Source organism: Hafnia alvei (genome assembly GCF_900095695.1).
GTDB lineage: Bacteria > Pseudomonadota > Gammaproteobacteria > Enterobacterales > Enterobacteriaceae > Hafnia > Hafnia alvei_B.
The window spans coordinates 196,044-214,307 of sequence record NZ_FMIQ01000006.1 but is presented as its reverse complement, the minus strand read 5'-3'; the positions used below and the strand labels follow the sequence as shown (position 1 = coordinate 214,307).

Genomic DNA, 18,264 nt, shown 5'->3' with positions numbered 1-18,264 from the left:
AATATAAAAGTTACACCGTAACACTTTCCACCAGCGCCATCTCTTCGCTGCTTAACAGCTTTTCAATATCAACCAGAATCAGCATACGCTCGCCCAGTGACCCTAAGCCGGTGAGATATTCGGTCGATAGCGTGACGGCAAATTCAGGCGCCGGACGGATCTGATCGGTGGTTAACGACAGCACATCGGATACGCCATCCACCACGATGCCAACCACGCGCTGGCTAAAGTTGAGCACGATCACCACGGTATTGTCGTTGTAGGTCACGTTTTCCTGTAAGAACTTCACGCGCAGATCGATGATCGGCACAATGACGCCGCGTAGATTAGTGACGCCTTTGATAAACGCAGGCGTATTGGCAATACGCGTGACCTGATCGTAGCCACGGATCTCTTGTACTTTTAATATATCGATGCCGTATTCTTCATCGCCGAGAGTGAAAACCAGAAACTCCTGCCCTACAGTTTCTCCCGCCAGTTTGGTTACAGAAGCCAGTCCTGTCATGTTAGTTCACCTTTATGCACAAATTACTTGGGTATAAGAGCCAGCGATCACCCACTGGCTAAAATAAAACGCTCACGCTATGCCGCAGATACCGCTACGCGCTTTTCACGGTTAATGTTTTGCAACGCGGCAACATCCACAATCAACGCCACGCTGCCATCACCGAGGATCGTAGCGGCTGAAATCCCTGGTACTTTTCGATAGTTGGTTTCCAGATTTTTTACCACCACTTGGTGCTGCCCAACGAGCTGATCGACCAGCAAGGCATAGCGACGGCCCGCACTTTGCAAGATGACCACAATGCCCTGCATGGCATCGGTTTTAGCCCCTTGCACTTCAAACACGCTATACAGTTCAACCAGCGGTAAGTATTCGCCGCGCACTTGCAGCACGCGCTCGCCGCCCGCTAACGGATAGAGATCTTCTTCGCGAGGCTGAAGGGATTCCATCACCGCATTTAATGGCAGGATGAAGACTTCGTTGTTCACTTTGACCGACATGCCGTCGAGGATCGCCAGCGTTAACGGCAACACGATGCGGATCGTGGTGCCCTTTCCGCCCTGCGATTGAATTTCAACGTGGCCGCCCATCTCCTGAATATTTCGCTTCACGACGTCCATACCCACGCCGCGTCCAGACACGTCGGTGACCTGTTCTGCGGTGGAGAAGCCCGGCGCAAAAATCAGCAACCCGACTTCGTCATCGGTCATGCTGTCGCTCACCGCCATTCCCTGAGAACGCGCTTTCGCCAAAATACGTTCACGGTTCAAGCCAGCGCCGTCATCACGCACTTCGATGTAGATATTGCCGCCCTGATGTTCCGCAGACAGCGTTAGATTTCCTACCGCGCTTTTTCCCGCCGCGACACGAACTTCTGGCGTTTCGATGCCGTGATCGAGGCTGTTGCGGACCAGATGGGTTAACGGATCGATAATGCGCTCGATCAGGCTCTTATCTAATTCGGTTGAGCTTCCGAGCAGGGTAATTTCTACCTGCTTGTTCAGCTTGCTGGCCAGATCGCGTACCTGCCGTGGGAAGCGGCTGAATACGTACTCCATCGGCATCATACGAATCGACATCACCGACTCTTGCAGGTCACGCGCGTTGCGTTCTAACTGGCCGAGACTGTTAAGTAAATCACCGTGCTCTACCGGATCGAGCATGTCTGAACGCTGCGCGAGCATCGACTGGGTAATCACCAGCTCACCAACCATGTTAATCAGCTGATCGACTTTCTCCACGGCCACACGAATACTGGTGCTTTCTGCCGCTTTGGCTGGGCGTTTTGGCGCTTCGGTCTGACGCGGAGCGGACTGCTCAGGCACCAGTTTTAATTCTGGCGCGGTGGTCGGTTTTGCTTCGGCGGTTGGGGCTGGCGACACGGGCTGAGCAGCAGTCGCCGTATTTTCAGCCGGAGCCATCGCACCGTGATTAAACGAAATTTGCTCAGGTTCCAGCACAAAACAGAGTACGGCAGCAATATCATCTTCGCTGGCCGTGGTTTCCAGAATCGTATCCAGCCCGTGCTCGGTTTCAGCGTGTTGGCGAATGGTGCCTAAATTGCCAAGCTCTTCCAGCATCAGCGGCACTTCTTGCGACTTCAGCCCGCACAGGGAAAGAGAAATGCACCCTTCGGGTACTGCCATTTCGCTGGTTTCGTTATTGCTGCCTGCGGTAGTTCCACTCTCTTGCGCGACGACGGTGAGATGCTGGCCGTCGGCGGCCTCGGGCTCGTTGGTTTCTTGAGCTTCTAACGCCAGTTGCCTTAATGCCTGACAGATGTACTCAAAACTGGCGTGATCGGGATCCTGAGTGGATTTATAGGCATCGAGCTGGTCCTGCATAATATCTTTGGTTTCCAGAAACAGGTTGATGATATCGGTGCTCAGTCGCATTTCATGACGACGTGCACCATCGAGTAAGTTTTCCAGCAAATGGGTGGTTTCTTGCAACATGTTGAAACCAAACGTCCCTGCACCTCCTTTGATGGAGTGAGCGGCACGGAAAATCGCGTTGAGTTGTTCAATATCTGGCTCTTCAGGATCCAGCTCCAGCAGGTGCTGTTCCATATCTGCCAGCAGTTCATCGGCTTCATCAAAAAACGTTTGATAAAACGCAGTAATATCCATGCTCACAGGTCACCTCTTTTCGGTCGGTGTTGTTGTAATAATATGGTCATTCATCGGTGCCAATGGACTGGCTTGCACCGGTGATGCCTGTGGCGCAAGGTTTACCGCGCCTCCTACGCTCCACTGCTTCATTGCCGCAGGATTAGAAAAATCCATTTCCTGACTTTCTGAATTCTCATGTTCAATGTTGTGCTGGGCGTTTTTATTTAACACTAAAATACTGATACGACGGTTTATCGCCGCGTCACTCGATTGGGATTTCAAACTCATGGTGTCGGCCATGCCGACTACGCGCAGAATTTTTCCTTCAGCAAGTCCACCGGCAATCAGCTCGCGACGCGATGCGTTGGCGCGATCGGCGGACAGTTCCCAGTTGCTGTAGCCGCGTTCACCGCTGGCATACGGCAAATCATCGGTATGCCCTGACAAACTAATTTTGTTCGGCACGTCATTTAAGATCGGCGCAATAGCCTGCAAAATATCGCGCATATAGGGCTCAACTTTGGCACTGCCGTTTTCAAACATCGGGCGATTCTGGCTATCAATAATCTGAATACGTAAACCTTCGTCCATCATGTTAATCAGCAAATGCGGCTGTAACGCTTTTAGTCTTGGATCGGTCAGGATGAGCTGATCGATTTGCTTACGCAGTTTCTTCAGTCGTTCGCTGTCTGCTTTGGTAGCGGGATCCGGCATAGATTTTGCGACCTCGCCCTCTTTTTGCATCATGTCGTCACCACCGCCTGGGATTGGGCTAGTGCTGGCGCTTGAGCGGTCGCCGTGAGTTAATGCAACAGCCAGCGGCGTTCGAAAGTACTCCGCGATCTTAGTCAGTTCCTGCGGGCTGGCGATTGCCAGCAGCCACATCACCAAAAAGAACGCCATCATTGCCGTCATAAAATCGGCATAGGCGATTTTCCATGAGCCGCCGTGATGTCCCCCCTTATGGGAGGACTTCCGTTTTTTAACCAGAATTATCGGGCGGTTGCCATTTTTCATACTTCCTCTTCCACCGCCGACTGTTGTACCGCAGGCGCTTTCACCTGACGTACATGCTCTTCAAGCTCGATAAACGATGGACGCTCGGTGGAGTACAACGTTTTACGGCCAAACTCGACCGCAATTTGCGGCGCATAACCATGCAGGCTAGACAGCAACGTGGTTTTCACGCACTGCATCATCTTGACGGTTTCGGCACAGTTTTGACGCATCAGAGAGGCCAGCGGAGAGACAAATCCATACGCCAGCAGAATGCCTAAGAACGTACCGACCATGGCATGAGCAATCAGCGCGCCCAGCTCTGCGGCAGGACGATCGGCTGAGGCTAAGGCATGAACCACCCCCATAACCGCGGCCACAATGCCAAAGGCCGGCAGCGAGTCTCCGACCATCGCCAGACTATCTGCCGGACCTTCTGCTTCGCTCTCGAAGGTTTCAATCTCTTCGTCCATCAGTGCTTCAATTTCAAAAGCATTCATGTTGCCGCTTACCATCAATCTCATGTAGTCCGTGATGAACTCAATAAGGATCTTATCGGCAAGAATTCGGGGATAATTAGAGAAAAGTTCACTTTCCTGCGGGTTTTCAATATCGCGTTCGAGCGTGAGCATGCCTTGCTGGCGTGCTTTCGCCAGTAAGAGATACATCAAACCCATGACTTCCATGTACAGTGCTTTGTTGTATTTAGCACCACGCCCCAGTTTGGGTAGCGTGCGTAGCGTCGCTTTGATGGCTTTGCCGTTGTTGCCAACGATAAATGCGCCAATACCAGCACCGGCAATGATGAGCAGCTCAGCGGGCTGATACAGAGCACCAAGATGCCCCCCAACGATCATGTAACCGCCGAGCACGGCGATAGTTACCACGGCATAACCCAATAGAATAAGCACGCGAATTCCTTAATGCTTAGAATGGAAATTGGGTGTAACGCGCTGTCCAAGAGGACGGAGAAGGAGAATTCAGAAGTCGTCAGATGACGGCTCGAAAGGAAGTTAACCGGTGGTTTAGCCAAACAATATCGTTTTTGCTACCCCACCGATTGCCAACCTATAAGACTGATTGCCTCAATCAGGTTACACCACGCGTTTCTCTTGCTCATTGAGCAATTGTGGGAACATATCGGCAAGATTGTCAGAAAGTTTACGTTTTTTTATTGCTCGTGACGGTGGTTGGCACAAACTGCAAACAAACGAGCTGAGCGGTTGGTGTGCATGCGCAATAAACGAGCCACCGCAGCAAGAGCATGGAGAAGACTCCAGCATCCCGCTATCCACAAAGCGAACCAATGTCCAAGCGCGTGTCAACGCCAAAACAGGCTGTTCACCTGGCATGACGGGGCATTGTTCAAGATAGAGTTTGTAGGCTCGTATCACGGCCTCCACGCCACGGCATGATTTACTGTTAATCATGAAGGCATAGACGTTATAGAACATCGAAGAATGAATGTTCTGTTCCCACGTCATAAACCAATCGGTTGAAAACGGTAACATGCCTTTCGGCGGAGGACTGCCTCGCAGCTCTTTGTAGAGCCGAATAAGGCGGCCGCGGCTCAATTGCGTTTCACTTTCTAACATCTGGAGGCGTGCCCCCAGAGAGATAAGCTCCATCGCTAGCTGAATGTCGCGTGCTTCCTGAATAATGCTTTTTTCACTCATTATCAGACTCTTTTGTGAGGGGGGCAGGCATCTGTTGGCGAAAGCTGCTTCAGCAAATGGCTGGAAAGCATAATTCCAGTATGGATCTGCTGGAGATCGTCAACGCGTGACTCTTGCGTCAATTTTTGAATCGTTTCGTGGTCGCTGAAACGGAACTGGCAAACCAACTGATTAGTTTCAGCTAATTTAACCATCTGCGGCAGGGTTAAGAGAGCCAAAGAATCTGCCATTTCATTGTTAATCCCCAGCCTAAACATCGCTGAAGCCTTCTCTTCATGAATTAGACGCTGTGCTAATAACAAATATGACAAATTGATGTCATAAATATGCTTGAGTATTTCAGAGGTACTCATTACTCCCCCTGTAAAATTTGTTCGCCAACATAATGAAACGCACCATTTACTTGTCACGCTCTCGCGGAGCGAAAAAGTAATGGCGCCTGATAACTATCTACTCAAATGAAAGCCTGACCCTATCAAGGCCCCCCCCTAAAAAGAGGAGATTTCAACCGTAATATCTTTGGAGGTTGTATCTTAGATGTACAATTTTTTCAGACTTACAATACTTAGGAATTTTACAATCAAATAAGAATATTCCTGATTCGTGGCAACTCTACCCCCGTTTAAGAGATATATACAACGAGCGCCTCAGGTTAATTTAAGAAAAACGTGACATGGATCACATAAAATCAGTAAATAAATATTACGAATGATTTAATAGTTCATTAATGCGTCAAAGATTACGACTTCCTAACACGAGAGCTAAGCGCTTGAATCTCAAACACATCACATACAAAAAACACATAAAAAAAGCAGGTATTTCGAGTAAAAAAACCTTAAATCTTAAATTAAAAGCTTAAAACGCTACTTATATAGCTTTTGTAGATATTTAGTCCTACATCCTTGTTGAAAGTATGTTTTCTATAAATAACCCATGTAAATTATGTTGCTGCTAGTACAGGTTTCTACGAGTAATTCTAATGTTAAAACGAAACAACATTTTATAATTTTAAACTATCTTTTGTTGAATGTTGGATAAGCGTAAATAATGTGAAATACGTCACGGTGTAATCGGTTTCATTGCAGACTAAAACCAACATAATACCTTTAAATTTATGTTTCATTAAGCCGCCCCGTTCCCTTCTTAATACCTATAGACTCAATATTTATATGTAATAACGTAATCTATTTTTATTTATAAATACGAAATCCCTGACGCTTTACCGCAATATCATCCAACCAGAATACCCATAAAGAGTTAGTGGAAATACATAGCTGGCTCATCAATACATTAACCCATCTGCTTTATGACCTACGTATCCGCGATAACATCCGGCAGGAATTTGATTAGACATAAGTGCTTTTTTCTCATGGTGTAAAACTGGTTGTGATTTTCCCCACAGCTTATCTGTGGTCTATTCTTTATCATGGTTATATTGTCATAGGGAATGGAGGCAGGTATGAGCTACAGGAGAGTTCTCGTTGCCGTTGCACAGGCACCGGACAGCATTAAACTCGTTGAAAAAGCTATCGCAATCGTTCGCCCCTATCAGGGCGAAATTACACTACTGACCTTGTGCAATGAGGCCGACCTTTGTTCTAGTTTTGCTGGGTCGATGCTGGGCTCTTTGCGAGAGCTTATTCACGAAGAGGCCAACCTGTTTTTAGAGCAGCTGCGTTCACAGGCTGACTACCCCATTAGCCGCACTATCGTTTGCAATGGGGAATTAGCTGATGGCGTGATTTATGCGTGTAGTGAAAGCCCGGTTGATTTGGTGATTTGTGGTAACCACTGTGAAGGCTTCCTAAAGCGCATTTTAAACTCGGCAACCCACATTATCGACAAAACCCACACCGATGTTTTAATCGTCCCGCTTTAAGGGCGATTCCTAATTTCTGCCTCGTTTGGATACTTATCCATCAGCAAGGCGATGACGTTAATGCCGTGAGGGGCATTTTTGGCTAATCTTGATCGGGCTACTAACAATACTGGCTACTAACAATACCGGCTACAGTCCATACCGGCTACAAACAATAAAAATGCAGATCGGCTCAGTCTGCTTACTGCAATGTCGTAGGAGAACACCCATGGATCAAGAGCTACAAGATGCGGGTTACCGCCTGTATCACGGCAAAGAAATTGACGTCTATTTTAACCTCAGCATTTGCCAACATTCTGGCAACTGTGTAAGAGGAAATAGCAGCCTATTCAAACTGAACCGCCAGCCTTGGATTGTTCCTGATAACGTCGATGCCAAAACTGCGATTAGCGTTATCAATACCTGCCCCAGCGGCGCACTGAAGTATCGTCAAAAATAGGGAGCTTACGGTGGAAATTCTTGAAGGTACTAACAATTTTTATGTGAATGATGCACAAGGTAACCTGATCGCCGAGGTGGTTTTTGTCCCAACCGGTGAACATCTGGCTATTATCGATCACACAGACGTAGATGAAAGTTTGAAGGGTCAAGGCGTTGGTAAACGGTTAGTCGCCAAAGTGGTTGAGAAAATGCGTAAAGAAAATCGCAAAATTATTCCGCTATGCCCGTTCGCCAAGCATGAATTTGACACCACGCCAGAATATCAAGATATCCGTGCCTGATTGTTTTTCTCATTGGCATAATCATAAGTCTTGAACCGCTTTCATTTGGCCGAACTCGGATGTTCAAGACAGAAAAGGAATTCACATGCGTAGTTTTAAAAGCCATCTGTTTAAGTATGCCATTAAGCGTCATTTTGCTCAGGCCGATCTAGATGACGTGGCTACCATGCGCAAACAAATGGATGAGTTAGGGGAGCGTCTCCCTCTCGCTCAGGGGACGCATCTTAAAAGCGTTGAGCCATCCGGCATTTATGCTGAATGGCTTACCCCAACCAACGCCCACGCTGATGCTGCTATCCTCTATTTACACGGTGGCGCCTATCACATGGGCTCATGTTCCAGCCACAGAGCGATGGCATCATTTATCGCCGATGCCGCCAAAATTCCATTATTGCTGGTCGATTATCGCTTAGCGCCAGAATCGCCCTATCCGGCCGCACTCAATGATGCAGAAACCGTTTATCGCTGGCTGCTGAATCAGCCTGAAATTAATCCCAAACGCATTTTCGTGATGGGTGATTCCGCCGGTGGTGGATTAGCCTTGGCGCTAACGCTGCGAATAAAATCAGATTCAGCGCTTCCACTCCCAGTAGGCATTGCGGTGTTGAGCCCTTGGGTCGACCTTTCGATGAGCGGAGAGTCCGTGAAAACACGTCTGACGCGCGATCCTTTTTTTGCGCATCATCTCCATCAAGCCGAGCGCTGTGTAAAAGCCTACAGCGGTGTTGCATCGCTAACCGATCCGAGTGTTTCTCCACTATTTGGAGATTTGAAATCGCTGCCGCCGCTATTGATTCAGGTTGGAAGTGAGGAGATTTTATATAGCGATGCCGAGCGTTTCGCCCAAAAAGCTGAAATCGCCGGGGCTGACATACGCTTCTCTCGCTGGCAGGGGATGTGGCATGTTTGGCAATATCTGGTACCTCGCATGAAAGAGTCACGCTTGGCAATTGCCGAAATTGGTGATTTCTGCCGCGATCGGCTGCAATAAAAAAGGGAGTGGCAACTTATGCCAACTCCCTGCAAAACGGGGATCATCTACGGTTATTAAACGATTTTTTTCGCCTGATCCAATACCATGCCGCACACTTTGGTCTTAATTTTTGCCTTCATGTCGGCCGTCATAGAGCCTAAGTTGTTCAGATTAACATCATCTTTACCCTGCAGATCCAAAATACCGTTCAAACCATTCTGGTAAGACTGGCTCTCTGTTTGAGTGCCTAATTTACTCAACAACGAGTCTTTAACAGATTCGATCTTTTGGTTACCAGCCGCCAGCACGTTGTTCTTTACGCAGTAGCTCAGCACACCACCAATGTTTGCACTGCTGGTAGATTGTAGTGCCTGAGAGTTTCCTCCCATCAATGAACCCAACGCACCGCCCAGCAACGAAGGGCTGTTTGCGCTAGTTGAAGTATTGGAACTGGTAGACGAAAGCTGTTCGCTTGCGCTTTTCAGTGAGCCCATGAGATCTGCATGAGCTGCGTTCATACCCATAACACCAGCTAAAATCAGCGCAGCACGGCTCAGTTGTTTTAATTTTTGGTTCATATTTAACCTCATTCTCTTAGTGAGACGGATAATAGGGTTGCCTATTAGAGAGATCAATATTTGTTTAATATAATCCACCCATTAAAGAATAATCTGTATCTATGGTTCATTATCAGTACAATGCACCAGACAATTCTCATCACCCATCTTATTTATTTTCTGGCCGTCTCGACGAAGGGCGTTGTGTTCAGGCCTCATGCGGCTTTGCCACAGGGTGAGGTATTTTTAATCATAATATTTTTAATTGTTTCATTTATTTCAATGATGATTGAAGTGCGAATAAATGTTTCATTTTCCTGCCTTTCCATCCTGTCTCTTTTATAGTTAGCGCATTCCAGCATCCCGCTTTTATTATTTTTTTACTGGCACAACTATGCGCAAAAAAAGCCCATCGAATTCACGTGGCAATTATTTTCAAGGACGATTTGTTCTCATCTGTATTGGTATCGTCGTTTTTCTTGTTCTGCTACTTGGCAGAGTGGGCTATCTACAGTTGATGAACCATCCCCTGTTGGAAAAAGAAGCCGATCAGCGTTCGTTGCGCTCGCTCATTACTCAGCCGTTGCGTGGCACAATAACCGACCGTGAAGGCCAGCCGCTGGCCGTTAGCGTGGCATCAAACGATATCATTGCTGACCCTATCCATATATTGGAGCGCGATCCTAACTTAACGAGCACACAGTGGCCTTATCTCAGCACGGCCCTTTCTATCCCTGAAAGAGATATTAAAGAGAAGATATTAGAAAATGCCCATCGCCATTTTCTTTATCTTGGCCGTCAAGTTGAGTCAAATATCGCTGAATATGTGAATAAACTGCACATCTACGGTATTTCTACCCCAGCCGATTCTAGCCGTTATTATCCAATGAGCGACGCCGCCTCTAACCTGATTGGTATCGTCGGTATGGATCAACAGGGTTTGGATGGTATCGAAAGCGGGTTCAATAACCTGTTGCAAGGTAAACCAGGGCACCGTGTGTACCGCAAAGATCGCTACGGCAACGTAGTGAGCCTGATGGAAGACGATCCTGCACAGCAGGCACCCACGCTCAGTTTGAGCATCGATCGCTATTTACAGTACGCGCTTTATTCCCACCTGCGTGAAGGTGTGTTGCTCAATAAAGCCGATTCCGGCGCAGCGGTACTGGTGGACGTTAACACTGGTGAAATTTTGGGGATGGCGAGCTATCCCTCCTACAACCCAAATAACTATCAGGGCGTTCCGCAGAAAGATATGCGCAACGTGGCGATTTCTGACAGCTTCGAGCCGGGCTCAACGGTAAAACCGCTGGTGGTCATGGCGGGCTTAGAGCGTCATTTGATCCGCCCTGATTCGGTTATCGACACAACGCCTTATCCCGTCAATGGGCACTTGATTAAAGACGTCGGCCACTGGTCGCGCTTAACCATTACCGGCATTTTGCAAAAATCGAGCGACATTGGCGTGTCACATATTGCGCTGGCGATGCCGTCTGACGTGCTCGTTAATCTTTATCATAGCTTCGGCTTGGGGGTTTCCACCGGTCTAGGCATCGGCGGTGAAAGCAGCGGCTATTTCCCGCTACACCGCGAACGCTGGTCAGACATTGAACGTGCGACCTTCTCATTTGGCTATGGTCTACGCGTTACACCGCTCCAGATGGCGCGTGAATATGCCACCATTGGCTCTTTCGGCGTTTTCCGTCCGGTATCTATCACTAAAGTCACGCCGCCGGTATTAGGGACGCGGGTCATGGATGAAAAAACCGTGCGTACCGTGGTTCATATGATGGAAAGTGATGCCCTACCCGGTGGTAGCGGCGTGACTGCTGCCGTGCCTGGATACCGTCTTGCCATCAAAACCGGTACTGCCGAGAAGATGGGCGACACCGGTAAATACGACGGCGGCTACGTCAACTACACCGCAGGTGTGGCACCCGCTAGCGATCCTCGCGTTGCGTTGGTGGTGATGGTCAACCATCCAAATGCGGGTAAACACTTCGGTGGCTCGGTAGCCGGTCCGGTGTTCGGTCAGATCATGGGCGACGTTTTGCGCCACATGAATATTCCTCCTGACGCCTTAACTGATCAGCAATCCATCAATTTAAACAACCAAACGCTGACACATAATATACAAAGCACCAACATCGTTCACAAAGGTGCCTAAAACTACGCATCCCGGATGATATCAACCGCGTTGGTATCATCCGGTGAGTATGGTTTTTTGTTCTGTTAACCCTCTGAGCTCTCTAACTTTTCGCTGTAAACACCGACTAAATTTCTGCAATTCTCTGTACTAGAAAATTTGCTTCCTAAATCACACTAAGAACCCGCAGTTTCTGTTGCTATTCGCGCCCGCTCGGCATATCTTCTTGCAGCTTTGCCCCATGAGATTAGGCATAGCGCAAAAAGTAAAATGGAAACTCCCCCATGACACACCAGAGACAATGATGACAGTGACCGTCAACATGCGAGTGGAGATGTATCCCGCGGTTAACTTTGGTGCTCTGCACCCTTTCAGATAATAAAAATGAACTTTACATCAAATCCTTTTGAGCCAAAAAATAAGGCTCGTGAATTACTGAGTCCTTATACCCTGCTCTATTTTGTGCTCGCAGCGCTGATTAATCTGGGCCTCGGCTACGAATTTAGCGTTATTTACGCCGTTGGCCTCGGCTGTTTCTTCCTGCTGCTCGGCAGCTACTTACCACGTCTGCAAAAAGCGGTGCTGTTTGTCTGTACCTTAACCGCCGCATTTTACTATCCGTTTGGCCGCGTTTTCGGCCCGCCAAACTTTAACTCGATCCTTTCGCTTTACTCAACGAACCCAGAGGAAGCCGGTGAGATGATGCAGATTTTCCCCTATTGGGACTATCTGATTGCCGTCTTTATTATGATCCTCGGTATCTTCATCTTGCGCAGAAAAACGCCGCAAATACGCCGTTGGACAATGGCTAAATCATTGTTCTTATTTTCTTTCGTAGGGGCATTGCTGCTCGCGCCGGTGACAAACCTGAGAGCCGGTGGCGAATTTAAACTCAGTGATACTGGCTATCCGGTAGTACGTTTTGTTGAAGACGTATCGCATGGGAAAAAAGAAGTCGAAGCCGAAATGGCTCGCATGAAAGAGTTATCCTCTGTACCGGCGACCTGGCACGTAGATAGCGTGAAAGCAAATCGTCAGGTATATGTGCTGGTGATTGGCGAAAGTGCCCGCCGTGACGCGCACGGCAGTTTTGGCGGCAAGTGGGCCAACACGCCGTTCGCAAGCCAAGTGCCCGGCGTATTCTTTAACGACTATCTTTCAGCAGCACCTTCTACGCAAAAATCACTCGGCCAAACGCTGAATCTGGTTCGTGACGGAAAACCTGAGTACCAAAACAGCATTATTACGTTGGCCAAATCAGCGGGGTTTCACACCTATTGGTTTTCCAATCAGGGGCAGATTGGCCGCTATGACACCGTGGTAGCCAGCGTTGCCAAGCGCGCAGACGATGTGCGTTTCTTGAAGAAAGGTGATTTTGAAGATGGTAAAGCCACGTCTGACTTCGATCTGCTTCGCTTTACCGATGATGCTTTACAGGCAACTACCGAGGGGCCAAAACTGGTGGTATATCACCTGATCGGTTCACATCCGAAGGCCTGCGATCGTACCGGTGACCGCTATGAGACTTTCGTGCACTCAAAAGAGACCTCATGCTATCTCTACAGCATTACGCAAACGGACAGCTTTCTCAGCCAGCTTTATAACCAGCTAAAGAGCAGCGGACAAAACTTCTCGATGATCTATTTCTCCGATCATGGCTTAGCATTCCATGAGAAAGGCACCAGCAACGAGTTTCTATCTCATGATGATAAATACCAGCAAAACTATCAGGTGCCGTTAATGATGCTATCTTCAGATGACACGCGTCATCGGGCGATAAAAGCACGCCGCTCAGCCGAAGATTTTTTGCTGCTGTTCTCGAAATGGACGGGAATTAAAAGCCAAGAAATTGCGGCTAAATATCAGTTTATTTCCAACCAAAAACGCCCTTCGCCAACGGTAATGAATTTTGCCTTAAAGCAGGTGCCTTATAGTTCTTTGGGCAACGATCCTTTTACGCCTAAAGCAACACCGGCAACCATGCATAAATAATTCATCTGATTGAATTTAATAAGCCCTACATTGTTAATTGCGCTGTAGAGCTTTTTTATATCATCTTATTTGTCACTAATACTCACTCATTATAGTTATTTCCCACTGAGCAGAGAGATATTTCTCCCCCTTCTGTCTAAGCGAATAACTATATTAACTCAGATTATTTATAATATTTACGTCACGCAGGCGGCACTCAATGTAGCGTTATTTTTACAGTTTCATCAAATTCAGCTCAGAAAATTCCTATTGAGAATTATTTCTTACACCTCTTCAGATAAGCTAAACTAGCGCCGAGAATAGCGTTCTTAACCCAGCAAATTTCTCTCATCAAAAAAATTAAGATATCGTTTCATATGATTTATTTATTAAATCTCTGGGTGCCTAATAATTAGGGCGAGTACAAAACCAAGAGCAAGACGCTCACTTAAAATTACAATGTTAAAATAAAGTCATTAAGCATTGATATATTGTAAACACATTGCACTGATGGAGTAATGGATATGTTTTTGAAGTTAGCCCCTAAGCGACTTCATACACCGCTTCTCATTTTTTTCACTCTGGCGGTGTTTATTTTCGCTGGTAGCTATCGCAGTGAAAGTGCGCCTGTGAATTTTTACTTTATGCCGGTTTTTTTAGCCGTTTGTGTGCTGTGCGATATCATTATTACCACCATTGCGTTTAGTCACTCTCGGGCTTTCAATAATCGACAAACCTACGCAATCGGCGGTGCATATTTAGCATCTGCAATATTAGCAGCCTTCATTATTGCGGATTATCCGACAGCTTTAGCCGTGGGTGCTACGTTTGATTATGATAGCAACTCAGTTTGGTTATGGTTCTTGTTAGAAATGAGCGCCTCAATTTGCGCTGCGATTCTGATTTCTTTACCCAAATCACTCAGCCTCAGGCGCACGGTGGTGTTTGTATTATTAGGTTGTCTCGTCGCCTCGTTCATTGGGCCATTAGTCTCTCATTTTATTCCACTGCTCACAGAGAAGTGTAATCACTTTCACTGTGAACTCACGATTAGATCGGGATTAATTTATATCTCTGGTTTGGTGAATTTTCTTTGTCTGATCTTTTTGTGGTTTAAATTAAAAAACAAAGGGCTTATCGAACAGTGTTTTCTTTTCACATTGTTCCTGCTGGTTCTGGATGACGCCTTTAGCCTATCGTGGCAAGCCCGCTACACCGTCGGTTGGTATACGTGGAAGATCATGATCATGCTATTAAAACTGGCTATGTTGATGATTGTGTTGCTGCGCATGATGGACGACTACAAGCTGATTGATGAGAATAATCGTCGCCATTATCGTCAATCCATTACCGACGATCTGACTGGGTTACATAACCGCCGTTACTTTGCGCAAAATACACCTGCGCTTTGGGAAGAAAATAGAGCCTCCGGCCAGCACATTGGTCTGATCATGTTAGATGTGGATAAATTCAAAAAATATAACGATCGCTACGGGCATTTAGCCGGTGACCGTTGTTTAGCGAAAATAGGCCACGCACTGGATCTGTCAGGCAATCTTGATGGAAATCTGGTGGCACGCATGGGTGGCGAAGAGTTTGCAATGTTTATTCCGTCAACGGACAAGCAGCAGTTAGCACAGCTTTGTGAACGCGTACGTTTGGCCATTGCAGAATTAAAGATCCCCCATGTTGGAAACCCAGAGGGGGATCACTACGTCAGCATGAGCATTGGCGCGGTCTTGGTTGATCCCAGCCAAACCGCCCTCGACATCAGCGGCACCATGAACCTTGCCGATAAAATGCTTTATCTAGCCAAAAAGCAGGGGCGCAATCAGTCTAAAACAATTAGCGAAGGCGAATTCACTCAGCAGATGAGCGAACAACTCTAACCCGCAATTATAGATCCTCGAGAGGAACCTGTTTTAGTGCCTCTACCTTCATCAAAAACTGATACAACGGTGCTAACTTCGTCAGTTTTTTTGCCAGCATGGTGGCCAGTTCAGGCGTGAAGAGCTGCTCAACGTGATGATCTGTTGCCATCACCGCAAACGTTTTGCGGTTGTACCAGTCAGCAATTTCAGGGGCTTGGTCTTTTATGAGTGGGCGCTTGTACATATCGCCCACCAGCTCAAAGGGCGCTTTGCAACAGGCTCGAGCCGCGGCAAACTCTGCGGGTTGGCGCAGCGCCAAATGACGAAAACGATCCATAGTTCCCTTCGACGCCGAGTAATAGCCCAGCCCATAGCGCAGCATGTCGGGGCTGATTTCGAAGAAAAACACCGGTGCATCGGTCCATTCTTTGGAATGGCGTTTAAACGTCAGCCACATCCGGCTGCGGTAGCGCGATTTATCATGTGAAAAACGGGTATCGCGATGAATACGAGAAAGCGTTTTGCCAATCGCTGGACGCGTTTCAAACAGTGGATCGATTTTTAGCATGGGTTTCGCGAGTTCATCGACTAAAGCGCGGAACGGTGTCAGAACATGTTGCTCATAAATCGGACGGTGTTCTTCAAACCAATCCTTACTATTCTCGATACGTACCTGCTGTAAAAAATTTAATCCCTGTTGGGTAAAACCGTTGAATTTTGTCTCTTTCACACCCTATTCCCTGCTTATCTTTCCACAGGCATCTCGCCTGTGGAAATGGCTCTCAATAACAGCCGTTATAGAATTAAGGCTTCATGGCTGCAATGATTTTTTCACTGTCAGATACCCGTGCAATACGCGGGAAAATATACTTAAAGCTGTGTTGGTGTTGGATATCATCAAAAGCGCTACAGGCGTCTTCGGCTATCACCAAAGCATAACCATGTTCCCAAGCATTTCTCGCGGTAGATTCTACGCCAATATTGGTGGAAATCCCTGCTAAGACAATATTGCGGATGCCACGGCGGCGCAGTTGGAGATCCAAATCGGTGCCGTAAAATGCGCCCCACTGATGCTTAATCACCTCGATGTCTTCCGGCTGCGCATTAAGCGCTTCAGGGAAGTTCCACCAATTCTCCGGCAGCGCGTGGGCTGGCGATGGTGCATCAACCGGCTGTTTAAGCGCTTCGTCAAATGACTCATTCCAACCAACGCGCACCAAAATCACCGGCGCATTCAGTTCACGGAAACGTTCCGCCAGCCGCGCCGAGCGGGCCACTACGTCACTGGCTGAATGAGGGCCGCCAGCAAAAGGCAAAATCCCTTCTTGAAGATCGATAAGCACCAGCGCGGTTTCAGCGGCATTCAATGTCAGCATATAAACTCCCGTTATTCTTTGAATAAATTATCACGCTAAATTTGACCTTAAGTACGGCACTAGTTTAGGCGTTAGGCGATACTCAAGGTGTAAATAAAACCTCCCACGCAGCGAGAAAGTGTTAGTAAATGTGATAAAAACTCGTTGATTCAATGAATTGAAAATAAAACGTCATTTCTTTTTACTTTTTTTGTGTAACAGGCACGTCATTACCAGTGATATTATTACATCGACAATCTTTTCATTTAGCCTTCTCCCCCGCATATTGAGACGTCATGGAATCTTGGAAAATAAACCTCATCTCGGTGTGGTTTGGCTGCTTTTTTACTGGCTTAGCCATGAGCCAAATCTTACCCTTCCTGCCGCTGTACGTTGAACAGCTTGGGGTTCACAATCACGAATCGCTGAGCCTGTGGTCAGGTTTAGTATTTAGCGCCACCTTTATGGTATCGGCACTGGTCGCTCCGCTATGGGGAAGTTTAGCCGACCGCAAGGGGCGCAAACTGATGCTGCTACGCGCCTCATTGGGCATGGGCGTGGTGATCGCATTGCAAGGCTTGGCGACCAACGTATGGCAGCTGTTTGCGCTGCGTGCGCTAATGGGGCTGACCTCTGGCTATATACCCAATGCGATGGCGCTGGTGGCCTCTCAGGTGCCTCGGGAAAAAAGCGGTTGGGCGCTAGGCACACTGTCGACCGGACAAATCTGCGGCGTGATCGCCGGCCCTCTATTAGGTGGCCTGATGGCCGACCATCTGGGGTTACGCACGGTATTTTTCTCCACCGCGACCATGATGTTCGTGAGCTTTTTGGTGACGCTGTTCTTAATCAAAGAACGCCGTGTGGTGGTTCGTAAAGAAGATCAGCTCAGCGGGAAAGAGGTTTTTCGCTCTCTGCCCTATCCAACGCTCATCATCGCTCTGTTTGTCACCACGCTGATGATCCAATTAGCGAATGCCTCGATCAGTCCTATTCTGACGTTATTCATCCGCCAACTCGCCGCAGACACCAATAATATCGCCTTTGTCAGCGGAATGATTGCCGCGGTTCCCGGCATTGCGGCGCTGATATCTGCACCGCGATTAGGCGGGTTGGGCGACAGAATCGGTACCGGCCGTATTTTGATCTTTGCGCTGGGATTCACCGTAGTGCTCTTTGCCATGATGGCCTGGGTGAGATCGCCGCTACAGCTGGGGATGCTGCGCTTTATGCTGGGCTTTGCCGATGGAGCCTTGATGCCGGCGGTGCAAACTTTGTTGCTGAAATACTCAAGCGATCGCGTGACGGGGCGTATTTTCGGCTATAACCAGTCGTTCATGTACTTAGGCAACGTGATCGGCCCAATGCTTGGCTCCAGCGTTTCCGCGGTGCTGGGCTTCCGCTGGGTCTTTGTCTTTACCGCCGTGCTGGTGCTGATCAACATGCTGCAAATTCGTCATGCGTTCAAAAAAATACGTTGAGGACTGACGATTCCGCATTAC

At 47.8% G+C, this 18,264-nt stretch carries 17 protein-coding genes; 8 read left to right on the top strand and 9 right to left on the bottom strand.

Translation table 11 applies throughout. The features are described 5' to 3' along the window. Positions 1 to 10: 10 nt before the first annotated feature. From cheW to flhD, 6 genes are all read right to left on the bottom strand, one after another. Positions 11 to 505 (bottom strand): chemotaxis protein CheW, encoded by a 495-nt coding sequence (gene cheW / locus BN1044_RS02505; RefSeq protein ID WP_040046929.1) that lies wholly within the window; start codon positions 503 to 505, stop codon positions 11 to 13. Positions 506 to 582: 77 nt separating this feature from the next. Further along, a complete protein-coding gene (gene cheA / locus BN1044_RS02500) occupies positions 583 to 2,634 on the bottom strand; it encodes a chemotaxis protein CheA (RefSeq protein ID WP_072307415.1) in 2,052 nt (683 codons plus the stop codon). A gap of 9 nt (positions 2,635 to 2,643) precedes the next feature. Then, positions 2,644 to 3,633 (bottom strand): flagellar motor protein MotB, encoded by a 990-nt coding sequence (gene motB / locus BN1044_RS02495; protein WP_072307414.1) that lies wholly within the window; start codon positions 3,631 to 3,633, stop codon positions 2,644 to 2,646. Then, the gene (motA, locus tag BN1044_RS02490; RefSeq protein ID WP_040046931.1) at positions 3,630 to 4,523 is read right to left on the bottom strand and encodes a flagellar motor stator protein MotA; all 894 of its coding nucleotides are present in this window, start codon (positions 4,521 to 4,523) and stop codon (positions 3,630 to 3,632) included. Before motA ends, motB begins: the two co-directional genes overlap by 4 nt. Positions 4,524 to 4,706: 183 nt before the next feature. Beyond that, complete coding sequence (flhC, locus tag BN1044_RS02485) at positions 4,707 to 5,288, bottom strand: flagellar transcriptional regulator FlhC (RefSeq protein WP_046457813.1); 582 nt, start codon at positions 5,286 to 5,288, stop codon at positions 4,707 to 4,709. A gap of 2 nt (positions 5,289 to 5,290) precedes the next feature. Continuing rightward, positions 5,291 to 5,641, bottom strand: a complete 351-nt coding sequence (gene flhD, locus BN1044_RS02480; RefSeq protein WP_025801692.1) for a flagellar transcriptional regulator FlhD — start codon at positions 5,639 to 5,641, stop codon at positions 5,291 to 5,293. Between the two features lie 1,106 nt (positions 5,642 to 6,747). Between flhD and BN1044_RS02475 the strand changes: the two genes are divergently transcribed. From BN1044_RS02475 to BN1044_RS02460, 4 genes are all read left to right on the top strand, one after another. Continuing rightward, positions 6,748 to 7,167 (top strand): universal stress protein, encoded by a 420-nt coding sequence (locus BN1044_RS02475; RefSeq protein WP_046457814.1) that lies wholly within the window; start codon positions 6,748 to 6,750, stop codon positions 7,165 to 7,167. A 208-nt stretch (positions 7,168 to 7,375) separates the two neighbouring features. Beyond that, positions 7,376 to 7,606 carry a (4Fe-4S)-binding protein gene (locus BN1044_RS02470; protein WP_072307413.1) on the top strand — a complete coding sequence of 77 codons (231 nt, stop codon included), beginning with the start codon at positions 7,376 to 7,378 and terminating at the stop codon, positions 7,604 to 7,606. A 10-nt stretch (positions 7,607 to 7,616) separates the two neighbouring features. Next, entirely contained in the window at positions 7,617 to 7,889 is a 273-nt protein-coding gene (locus BN1044_RS02465) for a GNAT family N-acetyltransferase (RefSeq protein ID WP_072307412.1), read from the top strand. Between the two features lie 85 nt (positions 7,890 to 7,974). After that, positions 7,975 to 8,880 (top strand): alpha/beta hydrolase, encoded by a 906-nt coding sequence (locus tag BN1044_RS02460; RefSeq protein ID WP_072307411.1) that lies wholly within the window; start codon positions 7,975 to 7,977, stop codon positions 8,878 to 8,880. Positions 8,881 to 8,936: 56 nt separating this feature from the next. On the opposite strand, the gene BN1044_RS02455 is transcribed toward BN1044_RS02460, so the two are convergent. After that, complete coding sequence (locus tag BN1044_RS02455) at positions 8,937 to 9,440, bottom strand: DUF2501 domain-containing protein (protein ID WP_072307410.1); 504 nt, start codon at positions 9,438 to 9,440, stop codon at positions 8,937 to 8,939. A gap of 373 nt (positions 9,441 to 9,813) precedes the next feature. Here BN1044_RS02455 and ftsI point away from each other — a divergent pair, with 373 nt between their 5' ends. From ftsI to BN1044_RS02440, 3 genes are all read left to right on the top strand, one after another. Next, positions 9,814 to 11,586 (top strand): peptidoglycan glycosyltransferase FtsI, encoded by a 1,773-nt coding sequence (ftsI, locus tag BN1044_RS02450; protein ID WP_072307409.1) that lies wholly within the window; start codon positions 9,814 to 9,816, stop codon positions 11,584 to 11,586. 363 nt (positions 11,587 to 11,949) lie between these two features. Continuing rightward, positions 11,950 to 13,557: a phosphoethanolamine transferase gene (locus BN1044_RS02445; protein WP_072307408.1), complete on the top strand. Its 1,608-nt coding sequence runs from the start codon at positions 11,950 to 11,952 to the stop codon at positions 13,555 to 13,557. Between the two features lie 503 nt (positions 13,558 to 14,060). Beyond that, positions 14,061 to 15,425: a GGDEF domain-containing protein gene (locus BN1044_RS02440; RefSeq protein ID WP_072307407.1), complete on the top strand. Its 1,365-nt coding sequence runs from the start codon at positions 14,061 to 14,063 to the stop codon at positions 15,423 to 15,425. Between the two features lie 7 nt (positions 15,426 to 15,432). On the opposite strand, the gene BN1044_RS02435 is transcribed toward BN1044_RS02440, so the two are convergent. Both BN1044_RS02435 and BN1044_RS02430 read right to left on the bottom strand, forming a co-directional pair. Further along, positions 15,433 to 16,137 (bottom strand): DUF2461 domain-containing protein, encoded by a 705-nt coding sequence (locus BN1044_RS02435; protein ID WP_072307406.1) that lies wholly within the window; start codon positions 16,135 to 16,137, stop codon positions 15,433 to 15,435. Positions 16,138 to 16,210: 73 nt separating this feature from the next. Continuing rightward, positions 16,211 to 16,783, bottom strand: a complete 573-nt coding sequence (locus BN1044_RS02430; RefSeq protein WP_072307405.1) for a hydrolase — start codon at positions 16,781 to 16,783, stop codon at positions 16,211 to 16,213. 275 nt (positions 16,784 to 17,058) lie between these two features. On the opposite strand from BN1044_RS02430, the gene BN1044_RS02425 reads away from it, so the two are divergent. Next, complete coding sequence (locus BN1044_RS02425) at positions 17,059 to 18,243, top strand: multidrug efflux MFS transporter (RefSeq protein ID WP_072307404.1); 1,185 nt, start codon at positions 17,059 to 17,061, stop codon at positions 18,241 to 18,243. The last annotated feature ends 21 nt before the right edge of the window (positions 18,244 to 18,264 follow it).

Bases quoted from the DNA above. Each gene is read 5' to 3' on its own strand.
- flhD (WP_025801692.1), bottom strand. From the start codon at position 5,641: ATGAGTACCTCTGAAATACTCAAGCATATTTATGACATCAATTTGTCA.
- motB (WP_072307414.1), bottom strand. From the start codon at position 3,633: ATGAAAAATGGCAACCGCCCGATAATTCTGGTTAAAAAACGGAAGTCC.
- flhC (WP_046457813.1), bottom strand. From the start codon at position 5,288: ATGAGTGAAAAAAGCATTATTCAGGAAGCACGCGACATTCAGCTAGCG.
- BN1044_RS02455 (WP_072307410.1), bottom strand. From the start codon at position 9,440: ATGAACCAAAAATTAAAACAACTGAGCCGTGCTGCGCTGATTTTAGCT.
- BN1044_RS02440 (WP_072307407.1), top strand. From the start codon at position 14,061: ATGTTTTTGAAGTTAGCCCCTAAGCGACTTCATACACCGCTTCTCATT.
- BN1044_RS02475 (WP_046457814.1), top strand. From the start codon at position 6,748: ATGAGCTACAGGAGAGTTCTCGTTGCCGTTGCACAGGCACCGGACAGC.
- BN1044_RS02425 (WP_072307404.1), top strand. From the start codon at position 17,059: ATGGAATCTTGGAAAATAAACCTCATCTCGGTGTGGTTTGGCTGCTTT.
- cheW (WP_040046929.1), bottom strand. From the start codon at position 505: ATGACAGGACTGGCTTCTGTAACCAAACTGGCGGGAGAAACTGTAGGG.
- BN1044_RS02445 (WP_072307408.1), top strand. From the start codon at position 11,950: ATGAACTTTACATCAAATCCTTTTGAGCCAAAAAATAAGGCTCGTGAA.
- BN1044_RS02460 (WP_072307411.1), top strand. From the start codon at position 7,975: ATGCGTAGTTTTAAAAGCCATCTGTTTAAGTATGCCATTAAGCGTCAT.
- cheA (WP_072307415.1), bottom strand. From the start codon at position 2,634: ATGGATATTACTGCGTTTTATCAAACGTTTTTTGATGAAGCCGATGAA.
- BN1044_RS02430 (WP_072307405.1), bottom strand. From the start codon at position 16,783: ATGCTGACATTGAATGCCGCTGAAACCGCGCTGGTGCTTATCGATCTT.
- ftsI (WP_072307409.1), top strand. From the start codon at position 9,814: ATGCGCAAAAAAAGCCCATCGAATTCACGTGGCAATTATTTTCAAGGA.
- BN1044_RS02470 (WP_072307413.1), top strand. From the start codon at position 7,376: ATGGATCAAGAGCTACAAGATGCGGGTTACCGCCTGTATCACGGCAAA.